Origin of the sequence: uncultured Nisaea sp., from assembly GCF_963974195.1 — a bacterium.
In the GTDB taxonomy this organism is placed as follows: Bacteria; Pseudomonadota; Alphaproteobacteria; order Thalassobaculales; family Thalassobaculaceae; genus Nisaea.
Genome location: NZ_CAXBDC010000007.1, coordinates 23560 through 41773 on the forward strand (window position 1 = coordinate 23560; position 18214 = coordinate 41773).

An 18214-nucleotide genomic window follows, 5' to 3' on the forward strand; every position below is an offset into this window, starting at 1 on the left:
AAATTATTCGTCTTTATTCAAGCAAGATTTGAAGCTTTCTTCGGACTGGTCCGGGCTTTCACTGCAGCTGACAAAGCGGTTGCGGCAGGTTCCGTAATCCGTATCGCTGCCGACGAACCGGAGTTCCTCACAAAAATCGAGATAATGCCGGGCGAGAGTTTCAAATGTCTCGTTCCGGCGTTGCGGTGCAGCTTCCGGAGCCCGGTTGAGCGGTGCGATGTTCAGCATCTGTGCAATCGCCTCGTTCGCGCGCTTCAGAGGAATTTCAGCCTGTTCCATCTCGCCGGTTGAGGTCCAGTAGCGGACATGCAGAGTCTCGCCGAGCATGAAGTTCCGCAGCGGCGGCGGCACCTGCCCCTTTTTCAGGGCGCCCCACAGAATGAACTGAACGCCTTTCTCGCTAATCTCGTAAAGCGTCGGCTTGAAGCCGACTTCCAGCTCTTTCAGGGCTTCGAGATTGACCGGATCGTTGCCGTCTATCCAGTAGGTCGGAAGCCGTTTTCGGCTGATCATCTTTTCGACGTGACGGGGCATCCGGAATTCAGCCCAGAGCGAGTTGTCATCCCGCTTCATCAGGTGAAAGCGATAGCCGCGGCGCGACAGGATGCGGGCTTCGAGAATGGGGGCCTTGGTAATCGGGTCCGTCAGAACCTCAATGTACCACTGGATGGATTGCGCCCGGGCCGGTGTGGCCGCGACGAGAAACGACACGAGCAACGCAAGCAGAAGGCCGGAGTGCCAGCCAGTACGGAAGAGCCGTTTGTCCATACCGGTGTGCGATCCCTTCGTTCATCCGAATGATCTTTCTCACATAACACGTTACGGCAGATGGCGCACGCGACGGTCCATGCAGGGTTCCGCTTGTAAAAAGGGCCGCTGGAAACTATTTTTTAAGGCAATTGGCTTATTGGTAGGCGCATGAGCATTTCAGGTGCATTGAACACAGCGGTGAGCGGCATCCTCGCGGCGGGCAACCAGACCCGCAACGTGGCCAGCAATCTCGCGAACATCTCCAGCGTCGCGGCGCCGGCGGATGAGGTTTTGCGCCCGGGCCAGCCGATCCCCGAAACCAATGCCAATGGCGAGACGATCTTCCGCCCGACGGAGATCCAGTCCACCACGACCGGTGCCGCCGGTGTGCGGACACAGACCTCGCTGGTCGATCCGGCATCCTTTCCTATCTACAACCCGAGTGCCCCGGATGCGAATGCCGATGGCATATCATCTGTTGCCAATGTGTCGATTGCCGACGAAACGGTGAATCTGATCCAGGCGCAGCGTCAGCTTGAAGCAAATGTCGCCGTGCTCCGGACTGGCGATGAACTTCTCGACGAAACCATCGACATTCTCGCTTAGGGTACTGGCGTCTAGAATGCCGGGTTTTTCTCCAGAGCGTCTTTCAGGGCATTAAGCGCCGCATCGAACGGCAGACGCACACAGTCATGCCGCGACTTGAAATCCCTGACGGGGGCGAAGCTCTCCAGCTCCGGCCAATCGAGGCCGTCTTCCCGAGTTCCCGCAAGATAATCCAGAAGCTGTTGGCGCACTGTCTCCAGCTCGCCCAAGTTCCGCCCCGGGGCGTTTAATCTGATCAGGGCGGCGGACGCCTCGCATAGCGCGCATCCCTGCACCCGGTGCCCGACCCCGGCGATTTTTCCGTCCTGCGTCTTCAGATCGACAGTCACCCGATCCCCGCAAAGCGGGTTATCGACGCGGGCACTTCCGTCGGCATTCTCAAGCCGTTGATTGCCCCGGCCTTCCTTGGCCAGCCGCAGGATCTCCGCCTGATAGAGGGCGTCGCTCATCTTATTCGGCCTTCTCAAGCATGCCGCCAGCATTGCTCAGCATTTCCGGAGTGTCGATATCAAGGTGGACAGCATTGTCCGGAGCATCCACTTCGGCAACCAGATGGGCGAATTCCGCAAGCAGGCCCCGCGCGCCCTTGTCGCCTTCCAGCTCCTGCATTTCCTCGAAGAAGCGGTGATCCCACAGGATCGGGTTGCCGCGCTTGCCGGCATGGACCGGAACCACAATGGCCCGCCCCTCGACCGGATCATAGGCCGAGATCAGAGCATCCAGCATGTGTGCGGTGATGCTCGGCATGTCGCCGAGACAGACGAGTGCGGCATCCGTGCCTTCGGGCAGGGCGGAAAAGCCCGCCTTGACGCTGGTGCTCATTCCCAGGGCGTATTGCGGGTTATGCACAAACTCTGCGTCCAGACCGGAGAGGGCGGCTGTGACCTTTTCCGCTTCGTGGCCGGTCACCACGATGAGGCGGCCCGCCGTGGATGCAAGAACGGCTTCCGCCACCCAGCGGACCAGCGGCTTGCCATCCAGTGTGCCGAGAAGTTTGTTTGTTGCGCCCATGCGGGAAGATTGTCCGGCCGCCAGCAGAATGGCTGCAATTTCCGGACGGCTCTCCGCCGGTTTTCGAGACGCGGGGGCTGGATCCGTGCGCTTGGCGCTGGCCCGGGGCAGGGGGCGGTGTGGAACGTCCTTCAGCAGGCCGCCGGCACCCATGCGCATGATGTCGCGCGGTTGAATATCGAGGCCGGCGCAGATCCGCTGCAAGGCCCAGTCGAAACCGTTCAGTTTGGGCGAGCGGGCGCAGCCGGGCATGCCGATCACGGGGATTTTGCCGATGCTGCCGATCAGCATCAGGTTTCCGGGATCGACAGGCATGCCGAAATGCAGGATCTCGCCGCCAATACTTTCGATGGCGCCCGGAATGACATCGCGCCGGTCAACGACGGCGGAGGCTCCGGAGACCAGGATCAGCCCCGGTTTTGCGGAAACGGCACGGCGCAGCGCATTGGTGAGGGAATCATGATCGTGCTCGCAGCGGGATTCCGATACCAGCTCGGCGCCAAGTGCGGCCAAACGGTCCGTTGTCACGCGTAGCGTGCTGTCGAGCACGCTTTCCTTGGTGCCCGGCAACCGGGACTGGATCATGATTGTATCGCGGGGCTGGAACGGGGCCACCCGCAAGAGCGGTGTTTCCTGGCCCGCCAGTGCTTCGGCAATCCGCACGGGGCTTTCGCGCACGGCAAAGGGAATGATCTTCAGCGTGCCGATCATCTGGCCCCGGGTTACGGCCTGATAGGGCTGCACCAGCCCAAGGGTGATGGTCTCGTCAACCAGGTTGAAGCTGTCGAGCCGCTCCGGGTCGTACAGGACAATGCCGTCTGCTTCGGCGAACAGGTTCGCGCGCCCGGTAAAGGCCGGACCGACACGGACCTGAGTGCCGCAACAGGCGGTCGCCAGCAGATCCGCGGCTTTGTCCTCGGGAATGTCGCCATCATCGAGGCGGGCGCAGACGATCCGTTCGATACCGGCCGCCTTCAGGGCGGCAAGGTCATCCGTATCAAGAATGCGGCCTTTCTTGAGCGCCCGGCCTTCCAGCCGGCGGCTGTGAGCAAGGATTGCGCCTTCAGCCTCCGAGACTGGCAGTTCACCGAAATACATATGCGCCTCAGGCCGCGGCTTTGAGCGGTTCGGCTCCGTGTTTGACGGCGGTCATCTCCGCCATCACCGATATGGCGATCTCTGCCGGGGAGACGGCGCCGATGGGCAGGCCCGCAGGACCGTTGAGGCGCCGGAAGTCGGCATCGGTGAAGCCTTCCTCGCGGAGCCGCTCCAGGCGCCGTGCATGGGTCCGCTTGCTGCCGAGGCAGGCGATGTAGAAGGCGTCACTCTTCAGCGCCACGTGGAGCGCCGGGTCGTCCAGCTTGGGATCGTGCGTTAGCGTGATGATGGCGGTTCTGCTATCCGGCTTGAGGGCCTCCATGGCTTCGTCCGGCCAGTCGTCGCTCAGCTCGACGCCGGGGAACCGGTCTTCGGTCGCGAAGGAGGCGCGCGGATCGATGATGGATACCGCATAGCCGGAGAGCGCTGCCATCGGGGCCAGAAGCTGGCTGATATGAACGGCGCCGACGATGATCATGCGCAGCGGCGGATTGTGCACATGGGTGAAGTGGGTGCTGTCCGCACTGATGCCGCTGCGGTCGTCCCGCATGCGGGTGCGCGCTTCGTCGATCCGTGCGCTCGAAAGCTCGAGCGTCCCTTCCGTGCCGGACGGCGTGACCAGTGCCTGCACGCCATCTTCGAGGCGTGTGACCATGGCGACGGGCGTCTTTTGCTCCCGATATACCATCAGGGCGTCGAACAGCTCGGCTTGCATCTTATTGTCCTTCGATCCGTTCCACGTAAACTTTTACCTCGCCGCCACAGGCGAGCCCTACATCCCAGGCCTGCTCGTCGCTGACCCCGAAATCCAGTGTCCGGGGCTTGCCGTCCTGAATGGACTGCATTGCCTCGCGCACCACGGCGCCCTCGATGCAGCCGCCGGAAACCGAGCCGATCATGGCCCCGCTATCGTCGATGGCGAGCTGACTGCCCACCGGACGCGGAGAGCTTCCCCAGGTTTTGATAACCGTTGCCACCGCGATGCGGCGCCCGTCGCGCCGCCATTCGGCGATCCGTCCAAGAATATCGTCCTGCTGTGCAGGATCGTATCTGTCCATTGCCGGTTCCTTCCCATACAAGGACCTGTCCCAGGTCCGCACGCGGGGAAGAGGCTCCCTATGCCACCTCCGCCGCTTCGATCTCGGCCAGTTTCCCGAGCCAGCCCGACATGCCGCTCCGTCTTATTCCGGCGGGTTTGCCCAACAGCTCTGCGAGATCCTCAAGGCTGTCGAGCGAATGTACCGGCCGGAATTCGTCCACATGCGGCAACAAGGCCCGCACCCCCAGTGATTTGGGGGCGAAGCCATCGTACCGCAACAGCGGGTTCAGCCAGATCAGCCTGCGACAGGACTTATGCAGTCGTTCCATTTCAGCACCAAGGCCCTTGCCGGCTTCCCGGTCGAGCCCGTCGGTGATGAGCAGAACGACCGCTCCCTGGGTCAAAACCCGGCGGGACCAGTCACGGTTGAAGTCCTGAAGGCTATGCCCGATCCGGGTACCGCCGGACCAATCCTCCACCGCACCGCTGATCTTGTCCAGTGCCTCGTCCACGTCCTTGTGCCGGAGATAGCGGGTGACATTGGTCAGGCGGGTGCCGAACAGGAAGGTGTGCACCCGGTCCCGGTCGTTGGTCACGGCATGCATGAAATGCAGCAGCATGCGCGAATAGCGTGTCATTGAGCCGGAAATGTCGCACAGGACAACCAGCGGCGGCGGCCGTGTCCGGCGTTTCTTCAGCTGCAGAGGAATACTGTCTCCGCCGGAGCGTAGAGCCTGGCGCAGGGTGGCGCGCAGATCGACCTTGTCGCCATACCGGCTGGGAGAGAAGCGGCGGGTCGGAATGTCCGCCAGTGGCAGGTGCATCTTCTCGATGGCCCGGTGCGCGGCGCGGATTTCCTCCGCGCTCATCTTCTCGAAATCCATGCCCTGCAGCAGTTCCTGCTCGGAATAGGTCATCACCGCGTCGAGCTGGATTTCCTGTTCGCTATCCTCTTCCGGCGCGCTGCTTTCCATGCCGGTTTCCTGCTGCTGACTCAGCGCTTCTGCGACGCGGCGGCTGATCTGCTCCGCCTCGTCTTCGCTGCCGTCGGTTGCCAGCTTCATCTCCGGCAGCACCATCTGCATCATCTTCTCGAGGATGCGCGGATTACGCCAGAAGATGTGGAAGGCCTGATCGAATATCTCGCGCTGGTCCCGCCGGTTCACGAATACCGCGTGCAGCGCCCAGTAGAACACCGTCCGGTCTGTGATGCCGACCGTGCGCACCGCCTCGATGGCGTCAAGCACCTTGCCGGGGCCGACAGGCAGCCCCGCCGCGCGGAGAACGCGGGCAAAGAAAAGGATATTGTCGACCAGCTTGCCGCCGGGGCCTTCCGGTGTTTCCGGAAGAGCGGTGCGGTCTTCGGGCGGTTGGTTCTCGTCGAGCGGCGCCATGGGCGTCCTAACCGGCCATCGCCAATTCGCTGCGCACCTGCGTCAGGATGCGGTTGGCCTCGCTGCCTTGGATCTTCTGGATATCGTCTTGATACTTCAGCAGCACGCCGAGGGTGTTGTCGATGGCGGCCGGATCGAGTGCCAGATAATCGAGCTGCACGAGTGCGTGGGTCCAGTCGATGGTTTCGGCTACGCCCGGCTGCTTGAACAGGTCCATCTTGCGCAGCTCGTGTACGAAGGCGACGACCTGCGCGCTCAGCGCCTCGGGTGCGCCCGGCGCTTTCTTGCGCAGGATTTCCAGCTCGCGCTCGGCATTCGGGTAATCGACCCAGTAATAGAAACAGCGCCGCTTCAGGGCGTCGTGGATTTCGCGGGTCCGGTTCGAGGTGATGATCACGATCGGCGGCTCTTCTGCCGTGAAGGCACCGATCTCCGGGATCGTCACCTGATAGTCCGACAGCACTTCCAGCAGAAAAGCCTCGAAAGGCTCATCGGTCCGGTCCAACTCGTCGATCAGCAGCACCGGGGCGCCGCCCTCGGTTTTCTCCAGCGCCTGCAGGATCGGGCGCTTGATCAGGAATTCGTCGGAGAACAGATCGTCCGCCAATGCTTTCCGGTCGGTGCCGCCTGCGGCCTCCGCCATGCGGATTTCCAGCATCTGCCGGGAATAGTTCCATTCATAGACAGCGGAGGAAACGTCGAGGCCTTCGTAACATTGCAGCCGGATCAGTTTCCGCCCCAGCGTTTCCGACAGCACCTTCGCGATCTCGGTCTTGCCGACACCGGCCTCGCCCTCGAGAAACAGCGGCCGTTTCAGTTGCAGCGCCAGATGCAGGGCCGTGGCAAGCGGCGTGTCGGCGACATATTGCCCTTCTGCAAGCAGGGACAGCGTGTCGGCCACGGAAGCGGGAAGCGAAACGGTCATGAACTGGTCCGGATCATTGATCGATGATGGTCTTCAGATAGCACGCGGCAGGGGGTGATTAAAGGGCAGGGCAGTGGCACCTGTTAGATGCTCCCGGGGAATGGATGCTCGCTCACGCTCCCTGTTTGACGGCACCCGCCGCGATCAGGGTTTCGATTCCGGCGGCCTCAAGCCCTGCCTCGCTCAGGATTTCCGTGCTGTGCTCCCCAAGGCGCGGGGCGCCGCGGCGATAGCTCGCGGGTGTATCCTCGAACCGGATCGGCTGGCCGACCATGCGGATTTCTCCCTCGCTCGGATGCTGGAACAGGGGCCAGAAGCCGATTTCATCGAGATGCGGGTCCTGCAGCAGGTCCTCGGTGTCGAGCACCGGCATGGCCGGGACGTCGATCTCGCTGAACAGGGCAAGCCATTCGGCCGAGCTGCGGGTCGGTGTGGTCTCGGCGACGATCTCATAGAGTTTGCCGACATTGCGGGATCGTTCAGCCGGATCGGTGACCCAGCTTTCGGATGTGATGTCGCTGCGGCCGATGGCGTCGAGATAGGCGATCCAGTGCCGGGTTGTATAGGGCAGCAGGGCGACATGCCCGTCGCTGGTACGGTACGGTTTGCGGTGCGGGGCGAGCACCCGGTCGTAACCGGTCGTGCCGCGTGGCGGCTCGAAACTCGCGCCCTGAAGGTGCTCGACATGCATGAAAGCGACGAGGCTCTCGAACATCGGCACCTCGACGAACTGCCCCTTGCCGGTCCGGCCACGGGCCACCAGCGCCATGGTGATGGCGGAGAGGCACATCAGGCCGGTCACCTTGTCCGCCAGCACGGTGCGGCTATAGGCAGGTGCGCCGTCCGCCCGTTCATGCAGGGCGGCAAGGCCGCTGGCGGCCTGGATGATGTCGTCATAGGCGGGGCGCCCGGCATAGGGACCTTTCTCGCTGAACCCGTATGCACCGCAATAGATCAGCCCTGGATTGAGCGATTTCAGGTCATCATAGGAAAGGCCGAGACGGCGCATGGCGCCGGGCCTGATCGAACAGACCAGCACATCCGCATCGGGCACCAGCCTGAGGAATGCCTCCCGCGCGGCGGCATTCTTCAGGTCGATGCTGAGGGAGCGCTTGTTGCGGTTCACGTTCATGAAGACCGCACCCATGCCGGGTGTCCTGAAAGGCGTCACGTTGCGGGTGACATCTCCTTCGAGAGACTCGACCTTGATGACATCGGCGCCCATGTCGCCCATGATCTGCGTCGCATAGGGTCCAAGCAGGACCGATGTCATATCCAGCACCCTGAGCCCCGCAAGGGGCCCGGCGGCAAGTTCATCAGCCATTTCGATCAATTTTCCCGAGAAGAACAGTGACAGACGCACCGATCATAGAGACCGGATACGAAAATCTGAACCCCGTCGAGGAGGCTGTCTCGCAGCGCCGCTCCGTGCGGGCCTTCCTGCCCGACCCCGTGCCCGAGGAAACGATTGCCCGCATCCTCTATCTCGCTGGCCGGGCGCCAAGCGGGACCAACATGCAACCCTGGAAGGTCGAGGTCGTCACCGGGAGCGCTCGTGACGCGCTGTGCGCTGACCTGGTGGCGGCCCACCATGAGGGCGGCTATAGCGGCGAGTATCAGTATTATCCGAAAGAGTTCTTCGAGCCCTTCAAGGGGCGCCGCCGTGCTGTTGGCTGGGCGCTTTACGGGCTACTGGGGATCGAGAAGGGCGATTTCGAGAAAACCAAGACGCAGCATGCCCGGAACTTCACTTTCTTCGATGCCCCTGTCGGCCTGATCTTCACCATCAACCGCGGGCTGGAAATCGGCAGCTGGCTCGATTTCGGCATGTTCATGCAGAACGTCATGGTGCTGGCCCGGAGCCATGGGCTGGAGACTTGCCCGCAAGCAGCCTTCGCCACCTTCCACAAGGTCATCCGTGAGCATGTTCCGATTGGCGAAGAGGACGTGGTCGTGGCCGGAATGGCCCTCGGCAAGGCGGATTGGTCGCAAGCCGAGAACACACTTATTACAGATCGCGTGCCGCTGGAGGATTACGTCCGCTTTCATCACGGCTAAACTCATTTCAACTGAAACGATAATATAAAAGACCGGAGGAACGTTCATGGATTTCCAGCTGACGAGTGAGCAGCGCGAACTGCAGGAGACGGCGCGCAGCTTTGCGACGCAGGAAATGACGGAAGTCGCCCGCGAGCTTGAGGAAAAGGACGAAGCGCCGTCCCGGGAGCATATCAAGCGCTATGCGGAGATGGGCTTCCTCGGGATCAATGTGGCGGAGGAATATGGCGGGCTCGGGCTCGGCAATCTCGAGGCCCTGATCGTTCTGGAGGAATTCGCCAAGGTTTCGCCGGCTGTTGCCTTTCCGATCTTTGAATCTTCTGTCGGCCCTTGCCGCGCGGTCGAGCACTTTGCCTCGTCGGAGCTGGCAAAGCAGGTACTGCCCAAGGTCTGTGCCGGTGAGCTGACCGTCGCTGTCGCCATGTCGGAGCCGGATGCGGGCTCTGCTTTGACGGACCTGAAAACCCGGGTGAAGGAAGAGGGCGGCAAGCTGATCCTGAACGGCCAGAAGCGCTGGTGCTCCGGCGGCGGGCACGCGGAGGCCTATGTGGCGTACTGCAAGATGTCCGATGCACCGGGGGCCAAGGGGATTGGCGCGGTCTATGTCGAGAAGGGCATGAAGGGTGTCAGCTTCGGGGAGCGGGAACGGCTGATGGGCTTCCGGGGGATCCCGAGCGCGGACATCTTCTTCGACAATGTGGAGATCCCGGAAGAGAACGTCATCGTTCCGGCGGGCGGCTTTCGCCAGCTTATGGAAGCGTTCGACCTGGAGCGCTGCGGCAACGCCACCATGTGCCTCGGAATTGCATCCGCCGCCTTCGAGACGGCACTGGCCTACACGCAGGAGCGCAAGGCCTTCGGCAAGGAGCTGGTGGAGTTCCAGGCAGTGCAGATGAAGCTCGCCGAGATGGCCATGCGGGTAGAGGCATCGCGCCTGCTGATCTACCGCGCGGCCAAGAATGCCGAGGACGGCCTGCCGTCCGTGCTGGATTCCAGCCTCGCCAAATGTTTCGCCAACGAGATCGTCCGTGATGTCACCGGCTCCGCCCTGCAGGTCATGGGAGCTTACGGTTATTCCAAATCCTACGGCATGGAACAGCGTCTGCGTGACGGCTGGGGCTGGGGCATTGCCGGTGGCGCCATCGATATCCAGAAGGTGAACATCGCGGCCGCTCTTGTCGGGCGGCGGTTTAACCAGCGGGCCTGAAGGTCTGAGCCCCTAAAGGCCCAACAGCCGTCGCGCTTCCCGCGTATGTGAGCACTATCAGAAAACCTGGAGCCGCGTCCTGCGCCCCAACACGTGCGATGTGATTGGGGAGTGGGAGGCGGCCAAGAATGCTTTTGCTCGTTCAGACGACAGAGCGAAAAAAGAAGACCTTTCCCGCCACCACTATCAACAGGCCACCGCGTCGTGCATGATTGGCACCGCGTGTGGCGAATGATTATCATTTGCAATAATTATACGTATATTAATTGTTGATATTTTCCGGGTGGGGCGGTTTGAGCATGGGGATATTTCATCCGGTAAAAGAGATTTTGCGCGATTTCTGGAAATTTTCATATCTGACAATCCTGCTGATCGCCGCTGTTGTGATCATCTCCTCTTTGAGTTCGGTATATGCGCCATACTTGTTCTCGCGCCTTGTGGACGAAGCGGCCTCCTCGGCTTCGTATGAAAGCCTCCTGTACGGTTTCATCGCCTATGCCCTGTTCATGGGGCTGGGGCATGCGCTGCAGCATTCGATCAATTATTTATCCGCTATGTGCTCGGAGAGCCTGAGTTTCATAGCCTCCATCAGTTTTTTCAAAAGGCTGGCGCGGAAACGCGCGGACTTCTTCCTCGATCACAACCCGACCGAGATACAATCGGCCCAGGCGCGAGGAACGGACGCCCTCGCCATTCTGCTACAGCTCGGGCTGATCGTTTTTGCGCCGGGTGTTGTGCAGATTTTGCTGACGCTGACCGTGCTTGGTTACGCGATCAATCTTGATGTCGCGGTGGCGGTGCTTGTTTATGGCATTGTTTTCGTTGGGCTGACTTATCTGGGAGCTCAACGCTCCCGGCCATTCCTGAATGCAGCAATGGAGACACAGCAAAGGAATGCGAAGCTCGTCGGCAACGCGCTGAATTCAATGGAAACATTGCGCTATTTCAGCAGCACCAGCTGGATAACGGACCGGTTTGCCGAAGGGGCACAAAGCACTTATCAGAGCTGGCGGGATTTCTGCCTCAAGAAGCTGGGCTTCAGCGCCCTCTACGGGGTCGCGCTGGCAACTCAGATAGCGATCACTTTTTCCATGTTGGTTCCCCGATATCAGGAGGGAGCGATCTCTATTGGGGATATGGTTCTGTTCAACACCTTGCTGCTCCAGTTGAACGCTCCCTTTCAGATGATCGGGAGTGCGATTGACAGCCTGACGGAAGCATTCGCAAAATTTCGCGTCTTTACCCGTATCTGGGATGCACCGGAGGAAAGCGCGCAGACTGGCTTGTTGTCCTTCACACCTGTGGCCGGAGATCTGGAGTTCCGGAACGTCTCTTTCAGCTACGGGGAGGGGAGTGGTGTCGAAAATGTCAGTTTCACTGCCAGAAGAGGCCAGATTACGTTTATTACCGGGAAAACGGGGGCCGGAAAGTCGACGATTCTGAGGCTCGCGCTGAAGTCAATGGAGCCGAGCGCCGGCGCTATATTTCTCGACGGAGTGGATGCGCAGGGTATCGACAAGGCTTCCTGGCTTCAGTCTGTCGGGGTTGTGCCGCAGGAGATCTTGCTGCTGAACGACACGGTAGGTGTGAACATCACCCTCGGACGAGACTCTGATCCAGATCGCTTGCGGGAAGCTACCCGAAGGGCATCGATTCTTGAGCGTATCGAGACCATGCCGGATGGTCTCGATACGGTGGTCGGGGAACGTGGTTTGAAATTATCGGGTGGAGAACGGCAGCGGGTTGCGATTGCCCGCGCGCTTTATTCCAACCCCGGCTTCCTGATCCTCGACGAGGCCAGTTCGGCTCTCGACGAAGAGACCGAGCGGGAGATCATGGATTATGTACGCCTGCTGGCGGACGAGGTCACGGTGCTGGTCGTGACGCACCGGAAGAGTTCGATCCGCCTGGGCGACTGCGTTGTCGAGCTCTAACGCTCAGACAAACGCGCGGAAATAGTCGATTGTCTTGCCGAGACCGGTGCGGAGATCGACCTTTGGCTCCCAGCCGAGCAGTGCCTTGGCCTTGGCGATGTTCGGCTGGCGCTGCATCGGATCGTCCTGGGGTAGCGGATGGTACGAAATCCCGTTCTTGCCGCCGACCAGCTCCGTCACCGTCTCGGCCAGCTCCTTCACTGTCATTTCAGACGGGTTACCGAGATTGATCGGGCCGGTCACGCTGTCTTCGCTGTCCATCAACTTCATCAGGCCGTCGACCAGATCGTCAACGAAGCAGAAGGAACGGGTCTGGCTGCCGTCACCATAGAGTGTCAGATCCTCGCCGCGCAGGGCGGAGAGTACGAAGTTGGAGACAACGCGGCCGTCATTCGGATGCATGCGCGGGCCGTAGGTATTGAAGATGCGGGCAACCTTGATGCGCAGCTTGTGTTGGCGCAGATAGTCGAAGAACAGGGTCTCGGCGCAGCGCTTGCCTTCGTCGTAACAGGCCCGGATGCCGGTGGTGTTCACGTTGCCCCAATATTCTTCGGTCTGCGGATGCACGGTGGGGTCGCCATAGACTTCGGATGTCGAGGCCTGCAGCACCTTGGCTTTCACCCGTTTCGCCAAGCCCAGCACGTTGATGGCGCCGATCACGCTGGTTTTCGTCGTCTGCACCGGATCGCGCTGGTAATGGATCGGCGAGGCCGGGCAGGCGAGATTGTAGATCTCGTCCACCTCGACATAGAGCGGGAAGGTGATGTCGTGCCGCATCAGCTCGAAATTCGCGTGATCCAGCAGATGGACCACATTATGCCGCATGCCTGTGTAGAAATTATCGACACAGAGAACGTCGTCGCCGCGCTCCAGCAGGCGTTCGCAGAGGTGCGAGCCGACAAAACCGGCGCCTCCTGTCACAAGAACGCGCTTCGGGACTGTTTTCATGGGGCGACCGCCGAATTGTCACGTTAAAAGCATATCTTCACAATCTGCATACCGCATCCACGGCCGGGTGCAAATGGGGCAGGCACGGGACGCGGTTCAGGCGTCTGTTTGAGTCTTGTGAGAACGTTTCCCCGTAAGTCTTTGAATCGGCGCGAATCGTTTCGATATTTCCGAATCACCTTGAACAATAACCACAAGAAAGAGTAGTCTCCTCCTGCGTCGGCACAACATATTGCGTCTTTTGGATGCAGTGCACATCCGGTTGAGCCGGGGAGCAGCCGACAGTGGAAGTTACACTTGGAGGGCACAATGGCTGATAGCGCAGTCAGCGCATGGACCGAGGATCGTCTGAGCCAGCTTACTCAGCTTTGGGCGGACGGATTGTCGATCACACAGATCGGAAATGAACTCGGGGTTTCGCGGAATGCCGTGGTGGGCAAAGTTCACCGCATGGGGTTGCCGAAGCGGCAGTCACCAATTGTCCGCTCCGATAAGCCGGTCGAGCCGAAGAAGCGGAAAGTATCGCCGCTCGCGGCGCAGGAATGGGACCGGAACAAATGTTCCTGGCCCATCGGTGACCCGAAGTCTCCGGACTTCAAATTCTGCGGTGATGGCGTTTCGCCGGGCCGGCCGTATTGCTCCACGCATTGCGCGGTGGCTTACACCAACATGCGGGACACCAAGGCGGCCTGATCGCCTGGTTCCCAATTGCTGATCAATTAGGGGGTGCTGCAGAATAGTGCGGCGCCCCTTAATTTTTTCTCCGCTTCGGCCACGATGCGCGGCACCAGATCTGTGGCGGAGGGGACATCCCGGATGATGCCGGCAGCCTCTCCTGCAACAACGGGGGCGATCTCCATATTCGCCGCCGCCGCAGCTTCCTCGAACTCCGCAATCGCGGCTTTGGACAGCTCCTTGCCTTCCCATTGCTCGGCAAAACTGTTTTGGAACGTGCGCAGCGCATAAGGCGCCGGCCAGACGAATCCGCGCGCCTTGTCGAAGGTGCTGCCTTTCACGGTGACATCCCCACTTTCGCTGGAAATCGCCTGTTTGGCGGCTTCGGGCGCCAGGGATTCCCTGGTCGCGACAAACCGGGTGCCAAGCAGGACGCCGCTTGCACCAAGCATCAGGGCCGCCGCCAGTCCGCGCCCGTCGGCGATGCCACCCGCGGCAACGACGGAAATACCCGGCAGGGCATCGACCACTTCCGCGACAAGGGAAAAGGTGCCGCGATTGGCGCCATGGCCGCCTGCCTCGCCGCCTTGGGCAATGACGATATCGGCACCTGCACCGGCTGCCCGCTTTGCCTGTTCCAGACTTTGAACCTGGGTGATGAGGGTTGCTCCGGCGGCTTTGATCTTGCCGGCAAAAGGCTTCTCGTCGCCAAAGGAAAGCATCACGGCAGCCGGTTGGCGTTCAAGCGCGCGGTCGAGCACATCGGGAAACTGTTCAAGGCGCCAGGTGATGAAGCCGATGCCGATTCTGGCATTGCCCGCAGCGGCGAACTCCGTGTCGATCCAGTCCGCATCGCAATAACCGCCGCCGATCAGACCAAGGCCGCCTGCCTGGGACACCGCTGCCGCCAGCTTTCCACCGGAAACTCGTGCCATTGGAGCGCAAAGTATCGGATGCTCGATACCGAGCCGTTCCGTCAGTGTCGTGGTTATTGCCAAATCACCCTCCCCATTTATTGTTGAGGGAAACCTAGTCGTCTCACGGGCGTGCCGCAATCCTTCCTCCCGACCGCCGCACCTGCCCAGACCCCGGAGATATCATGCGCCTCAAGCACAGAACCGCGCTCATTACCGGCGCCGCCTCGGGCATCGGAAAAGCCATCGCGCTCCGGTTCGCCGAAGAGGGCGCGCGGATCGTGATCGCCGATCGCACGGACGAGCCGCGAGAGGGCGGCGAGAAGACGCTGGACCAGATCAAGGCAATGAGCGGGGAAGCCGTCTTCACGGAGATGGATGTGGCGGACTGGGGCTCCGTCGATGCGGCCGTCTCGCTTGCGGTCGAGAAATATGGAGCGCTCGACATCATGGTGAACAACGCCGCCATCGGGGTCAGCAAGCCGATCCTGGAGACCACGGAGGAAGACTGGGAAAAGGTCATGGGAGTGAACGCCCGTGGCGTTTTCTTCTGCTGTAAGCGGGCTATCCAGCAGATGATCTCCCAGCCGGAGCGGGACGGCGTGCGCGGACGCATCGTCAATATCTCCTCGCAGCACGGCATGGTCCGGTCTCCGAACGATTTCGCCTACGGGACGGGCAAGGCCGCCGTTGTTTACATGACCCGGCAGATCGCGGGGGATTACGCGGCGGACGGGATCGTCTGCAACGCCGTGGCGCCGGGCAAGATCCTGACCGGGAAGAGCGGCCCGGCCACCGATCCGGCGATCCTGGCCTACTCGCATGCACGTACACCCTGGCCCCGGCTGGGCCTACCCCGCGACGTCGCCAATGCGGTTCTGTTTCTCGCCAGCGACGAGGCTACCTACATTACAGGGGAAAACCTGATGGTGGATGGTGGCTGGATGGCCAACTAGCCCGACTGCCCAATAATCGAACACACCGAATTGCGGAGCTGACATGGAACGCGTTGATAACGTCCCCGGAGCGAAAGTGAAGAAGCTTGCGGATTACGCGCCGCCGACCTTCCTGATCGAAACGGTCAATCTCAATTTCGATCTCCGGGACGGGGAGACAATCGTCACCTCTGTCCTGAAGGGGAAGCGCAATCCGGACTCCGCGTCTTTGTCCGACGAGCTGGAACTGGACGGTCAGGAGCTCCGGCTGGTCTCCCTGACGCTGAACGGGGACACGGCCGGTGAAGACCGGTACGAGCTTGCCGGTGACCGTCTTACGCTGACCGGCGTGCCGGATACATTCACGCTTGAGGTCGTGACGGCGATTGTGCCGGAGAAGAACACGGCGCTTGAAGGGCTTTATATGTCCGGGGGCATGTATTGCACCCAATGCGAGGCCGAAGGCTTCCGGCGCATTACCTATTTCCCCGACCGGCCCGACGTGATGGCGGTCTATACGACGCGGCTTGAAGCTGATGTGAAGCGGTTTCCGGTGCTGCTGTCGAACGGCAACCTGATCGAGACCGGTGCTGCGGGCGAGGGCCGTCACTTTGCCGTCTGGAATGATCCGTTTCCGAAGCCGTCCTATCTGTTCGCGGCCGTGGCCGGCGATCTTGCCTGCGTCTCCGACAGCTTCCGGACGATGTCAGGCCGGGACGTGGCGCTCCGGGTCTATGTCGAGCATGGCAACGAGCACCTTTGCGCCCACACCATGGATAGCCTGAAACGCTCCATGAAGTGGGACGAGGAGGTGTTCGGCCTCGAATATGATCTCGACCTGTTCATGATCGTCGCCGTCAGCCATTTCAACATGGGGGCGATGGAGAACAAGGGGCTCAATATCTTCAACAGCAAATTCGTGCTGGCCGATCCGGAAACCGCGACGGATGCCGATTACGAGCGGCTGGAAGGCATTGTTGCACACGAATATTTCCACAATTGGACCGGCAACAGGGTGACCTGCAGGGACTGGTTCCAGCTCAGCCTGAAGGAAGGGCTGACGGTGTTCCGGGACCAGGAATTCACCTCCGACACACATTCCCGGGGTGTGAAGCGCGTTGCCGATGCCCGTTTGCTGCGCGCGGCGCAGTTCCCGGAAGATTCCGGCCCGACCGCCCATCCGATCCGTCCTGAAAGCTATTCCGAGATCAACAATTTCTACACGGTGACGATTTACGAGAAGGGCGCCGAGGTCATCCGCATGATCTACAACCTGCTGGGCGCCGAGGGCTTCCGGAAAGGCATGGATCTTTATTTCCAGCGGCATGACGGGCAGGCGGTCCGGTGCGAGGACTTCGTCGCTGCCATGGAAGATGCAAGCGGTGTCGATCTTGGCCAGTTCCGGCTCTGGTACAGTCAGGCGGGAACGCCGGAGATTGAGGTCTCCCTCGATCATGATCCGGCCGCGAAAACCGCAACGCTGAAGGTCCGTCAAATCGTTCCGCCGACGCCAGGGCAGCCGGACAAGAAGCCGATGCTGATCCCGCTCTCCATGGCGTTGCTTGATCAGTCGGGCAAGAAAATGCCGTTGCAGTTGCGCGGTGAGAATGTGGATGAAGCACCGGCAAGCCGGGTGCTCCCGGTCACCGGGCAGGAGCAGGAGTTCATATTCGAGAATATCGAAACAGCGCCGGTTCCCTCACTGCTGCGGGGGTTCTCGGCGCCGGTGAAGTTGCGGAGCAATCTGGGCGCGGATGAAGAGCGCTTCCTCTATCAGCATGACAGCGATCCCTTCGCCCGCTGGGATGCAGGACAAAGCTATCTCACCCGGATGCTGCTTGCCGCGGCCGGAGACGGGCGGGAGAGTGTTCTTGAGGAGGCCTTCCACGATGCTGTCGCGGACATCCTGCGTGATTCGTCCATAGAGCCCGCCTTCGCCGCCGAGTTGCTGACATTGCCGGGCGAGTCCGTGCTTGCGGAATCCATGCTCCCGGCAGACCCGGAGGCCATCCACCGGGTGCGCCGGGCTGCGCGCACGGAAATAGGCCTGAAGCACGCAGATGTCTTCAAGGCACTCTACGGACGTCTGGCCGGGGCCTATGCGGCTGACGACATGTCGACTGCCGCGATGGGCTCGCGCGTCCTCAAGGCGGTGGCGCTGGGCTATCTGGTGGCTGGCGGGGAGGCTGCCGCGCTGGCTCTCGCCGCCCGGCAGGCATCGGAAGCGGTCACCATGACGGACTCGATGGCCGCCCTGCAGGCGCTGAACGGCACGGATTGCCCGGAACGAACGACAGCTCTTGCCGCGTTCCATGACCGTTGGGAGAACACACCGCTGGTGCTCGACAAGTGGTTCACCCTGCGGGCGACCAGCAGCTTGCCGGACACGCTGTCCGAGGTTGTGGCGCTGCTGGAGCATCCAAAATTCGATATCGGGACACCGAACCGGGTGAGGGCTCTTGTCGGGGCATTCGCATCAGGAAATCCGGTGCGTTTCCATGCTCCGGACGGCGCCGGCTACAGCTTCCTCGCGGATCAGATCATCAAGCTTGATGGCCTTAACCCCCAGGTGGCGGCCCGGATGGTAGCCCCCCTGACGCGCTGGAAGAAATATGACGAAGCCCGTCAGCGGATGATGCAGGAATGTCTTGAGCGGATACTGAGGCAGCCCGGCCTGTCGCCGGATGTCACCGAACTAGCAACCAAGGGACTTGGATAAG

General features: G+C 61.1%; 17 protein-coding genes. 7 read left to right on the forward strand and 10 right to left on the reverse strand.

Annotated elements, in window-relative coordinates; all coding sequences use genetic code 11:
• Window positions 1–3 precede the first annotated feature (3 nt).
• Window positions 4–768 carry a hypothetical protein gene (locus tag AAC126_RS02930; RefSeq protein ID WP_339849886.1) on the reverse strand — a complete coding sequence of 255 codons (765 nt, stop codon included), beginning with the start codon at window positions 766–768 and terminating at the stop codon, window positions 4–6.
• 150 nt (window positions 769–918) lie between these two features.
• On the opposite strand from AAC126_RS02930, the gene AAC126_RS02935 reads away from it, so the two are divergent.
• Window positions 919–1356 (forward strand): flagellar basal body rod C-terminal domain-containing protein, encoded by a 438-nt coding sequence (locus AAC126_RS02935; RefSeq protein WP_339849888.1) that lies wholly within the window; start codon window positions 919–921, stop codon window positions 1354–1356.
• An 11-nt stretch (window positions 1357–1367) separates the two neighbouring features.
• Here the strand turns inward: AAC126_RS02935 and AAC126_RS02940 are convergent, their stop codons facing one another.
• The 7 genes from AAC126_RS02940 to AAC126_RS02970 form a co-directional block, all read right to left on the reverse strand.
• Complete coding sequence (locus tag AAC126_RS02940) at window positions 1368–1805, reverse strand: iron-sulfur cluster assembly scaffold protein (protein WP_339849891.1); 438 nt, start codon at window positions 1803–1805, stop codon at window positions 1368–1370.
• 1 nt (window position 1806) lies between these two features.
• Entirely contained in the window at window positions 1807–3465 is a 1659-nt protein-coding gene (locus AAC126_RS02945) for a molybdopterin-binding/glycosyltransferase family 2 protein (protein ID WP_339849894.1), read from the reverse strand.
• 7 nt (window positions 3466–3472) lie between these two features.
• The gene (locus AAC126_RS02950; RefSeq protein WP_339849896.1) at window positions 3473–4180 is read right to left on the reverse strand and encodes an XdhC family protein; all 708 of its coding nucleotides are present in this window, start codon (window positions 4178–4180) and stop codon (window positions 3473–3475) included.
• 1 nt (window position 4181) lies between these two features.
• Window positions 4182–4523, reverse strand: coding sequence for an XdhC family protein (locus tag AAC126_RS02955; RefSeq protein WP_339849898.1), 342 nt, complete (start codon window positions 4521–4523; stop codon window positions 4182–4184).
• A 58-nt stretch (window positions 4524–4581) separates the two neighbouring features.
• Window positions 4582–5898 carry a VWA domain-containing protein gene (locus AAC126_RS02960; RefSeq protein ID WP_339849900.1) on the reverse strand — a complete coding sequence of 439 codons (1317 nt, stop codon included), beginning with the start codon at window positions 5896–5898 and terminating at the stop codon, window positions 4582–4584.
• 7 nt (window positions 5899–5905) lie between these two features.
• Entirely contained in the window at window positions 5906–6823 is a 918-nt protein-coding gene (locus AAC126_RS02965) for a MoxR family ATPase (RefSeq protein WP_339849903.1), read from the reverse strand.
• A gap of 112 nt (window positions 6824–6935) precedes the next feature.
• Window positions 6936–8147: a CoA transferase gene (locus tag AAC126_RS02970; protein WP_339849905.1), complete on the reverse strand. Its 1212-nt coding sequence runs from the start codon at window positions 8145–8147 to the stop codon at window positions 6936–6938.
• Window positions 8148–8173: 26 nt separating this feature from the next.
• On the opposite strand from AAC126_RS02970, the gene AAC126_RS02975 reads away from it, so the two are divergent.
• The 3 genes from AAC126_RS02975 to AAC126_RS02985 all read left to right on the forward strand — a co-directional run bounded on the left by AAC126_RS02975 (window position 8174) and on the right by AAC126_RS02985 (window position 12022).
• Complete coding sequence (locus AAC126_RS02975; protein WP_339849906.1) at window positions 8174–8881, forward strand: nitroreductase; 708 nt, start codon at window positions 8174–8176, stop codon at window positions 8879–8881.
• Between the two features lie 46 nt (window positions 8882–8927).
• Window positions 8928–10088: an acyl-CoA dehydrogenase family protein gene (locus tag AAC126_RS02980; protein WP_339849908.1), complete on the forward strand. Its 1161-nt coding sequence runs from the start codon at window positions 8928–8930 to the stop codon at window positions 10086–10088.
• 266 nt (window positions 10089–10354) lie between these two features.
• Window positions 10355–12022, forward strand: coding sequence for an ABC transporter ATP-binding protein (locus AAC126_RS02985; RefSeq protein ID WP_339849909.1), 1668 nt, complete (start codon window positions 10355–10357; stop codon window positions 12020–12022).
• A gap of 3 nt (window positions 12023–12025) precedes the next feature.
• Here AAC126_RS02985 and AAC126_RS02990 read toward each other — a convergent pair whose 3' ends face one another.
• Window positions 12026–12970: a UDP-glucuronic acid decarboxylase family protein gene (locus AAC126_RS02990; protein WP_339849911.1), complete on the reverse strand. Its 945-nt coding sequence runs from the start codon at window positions 12968–12970 to the stop codon at window positions 12026–12028.
• Window positions 12971–13279: 309 nt separating this feature from the next.
• Between AAC126_RS02990 and AAC126_RS02995 the strand changes: the two genes are divergently transcribed.
• Window positions 13280–13663, forward strand: a complete 384-nt coding sequence (locus tag AAC126_RS02995; RefSeq protein ID WP_193170506.1) for a GcrA family cell cycle regulator — start codon at window positions 13280–13282, stop codon at window positions 13661–13663.
• Between the two features lie 26 nt (window positions 13664–13689).
• On the opposite strand, the gene AAC126_RS03000 is transcribed toward AAC126_RS02995, so the two are convergent.
• Entirely contained in the window at window positions 13690–14643 is a 954-nt protein-coding gene (locus tag AAC126_RS03000) for a nitronate monooxygenase (RefSeq protein ID WP_339849913.1), read from the reverse strand.
• Between the two features lie 101 nt (window positions 14644–14744).
• Here AAC126_RS03000 and AAC126_RS03005 point away from each other — a divergent pair, with 101 nt between their 5' ends.
• Both AAC126_RS03005 and pepN read left to right on the forward strand, forming a co-directional pair.
• Complete coding sequence (locus AAC126_RS03005) at window positions 14745–15515, forward strand: SDR family oxidoreductase (protein ID WP_339849916.1); 771 nt, start codon at window positions 14745–14747, stop codon at window positions 15513–15515.
• Window positions 15516–15558: 43 nt separating this feature from the next.
• Window positions 15559–18213 (forward strand): aminopeptidase N, encoded by a 2655-nt coding sequence (gene pepN / locus AAC126_RS03010; protein WP_339849918.1) that lies wholly within the window; start codon window positions 15559–15561, stop codon window positions 18211–18213.
• Window position 18214: the final 1 nt, after the last annotated feature.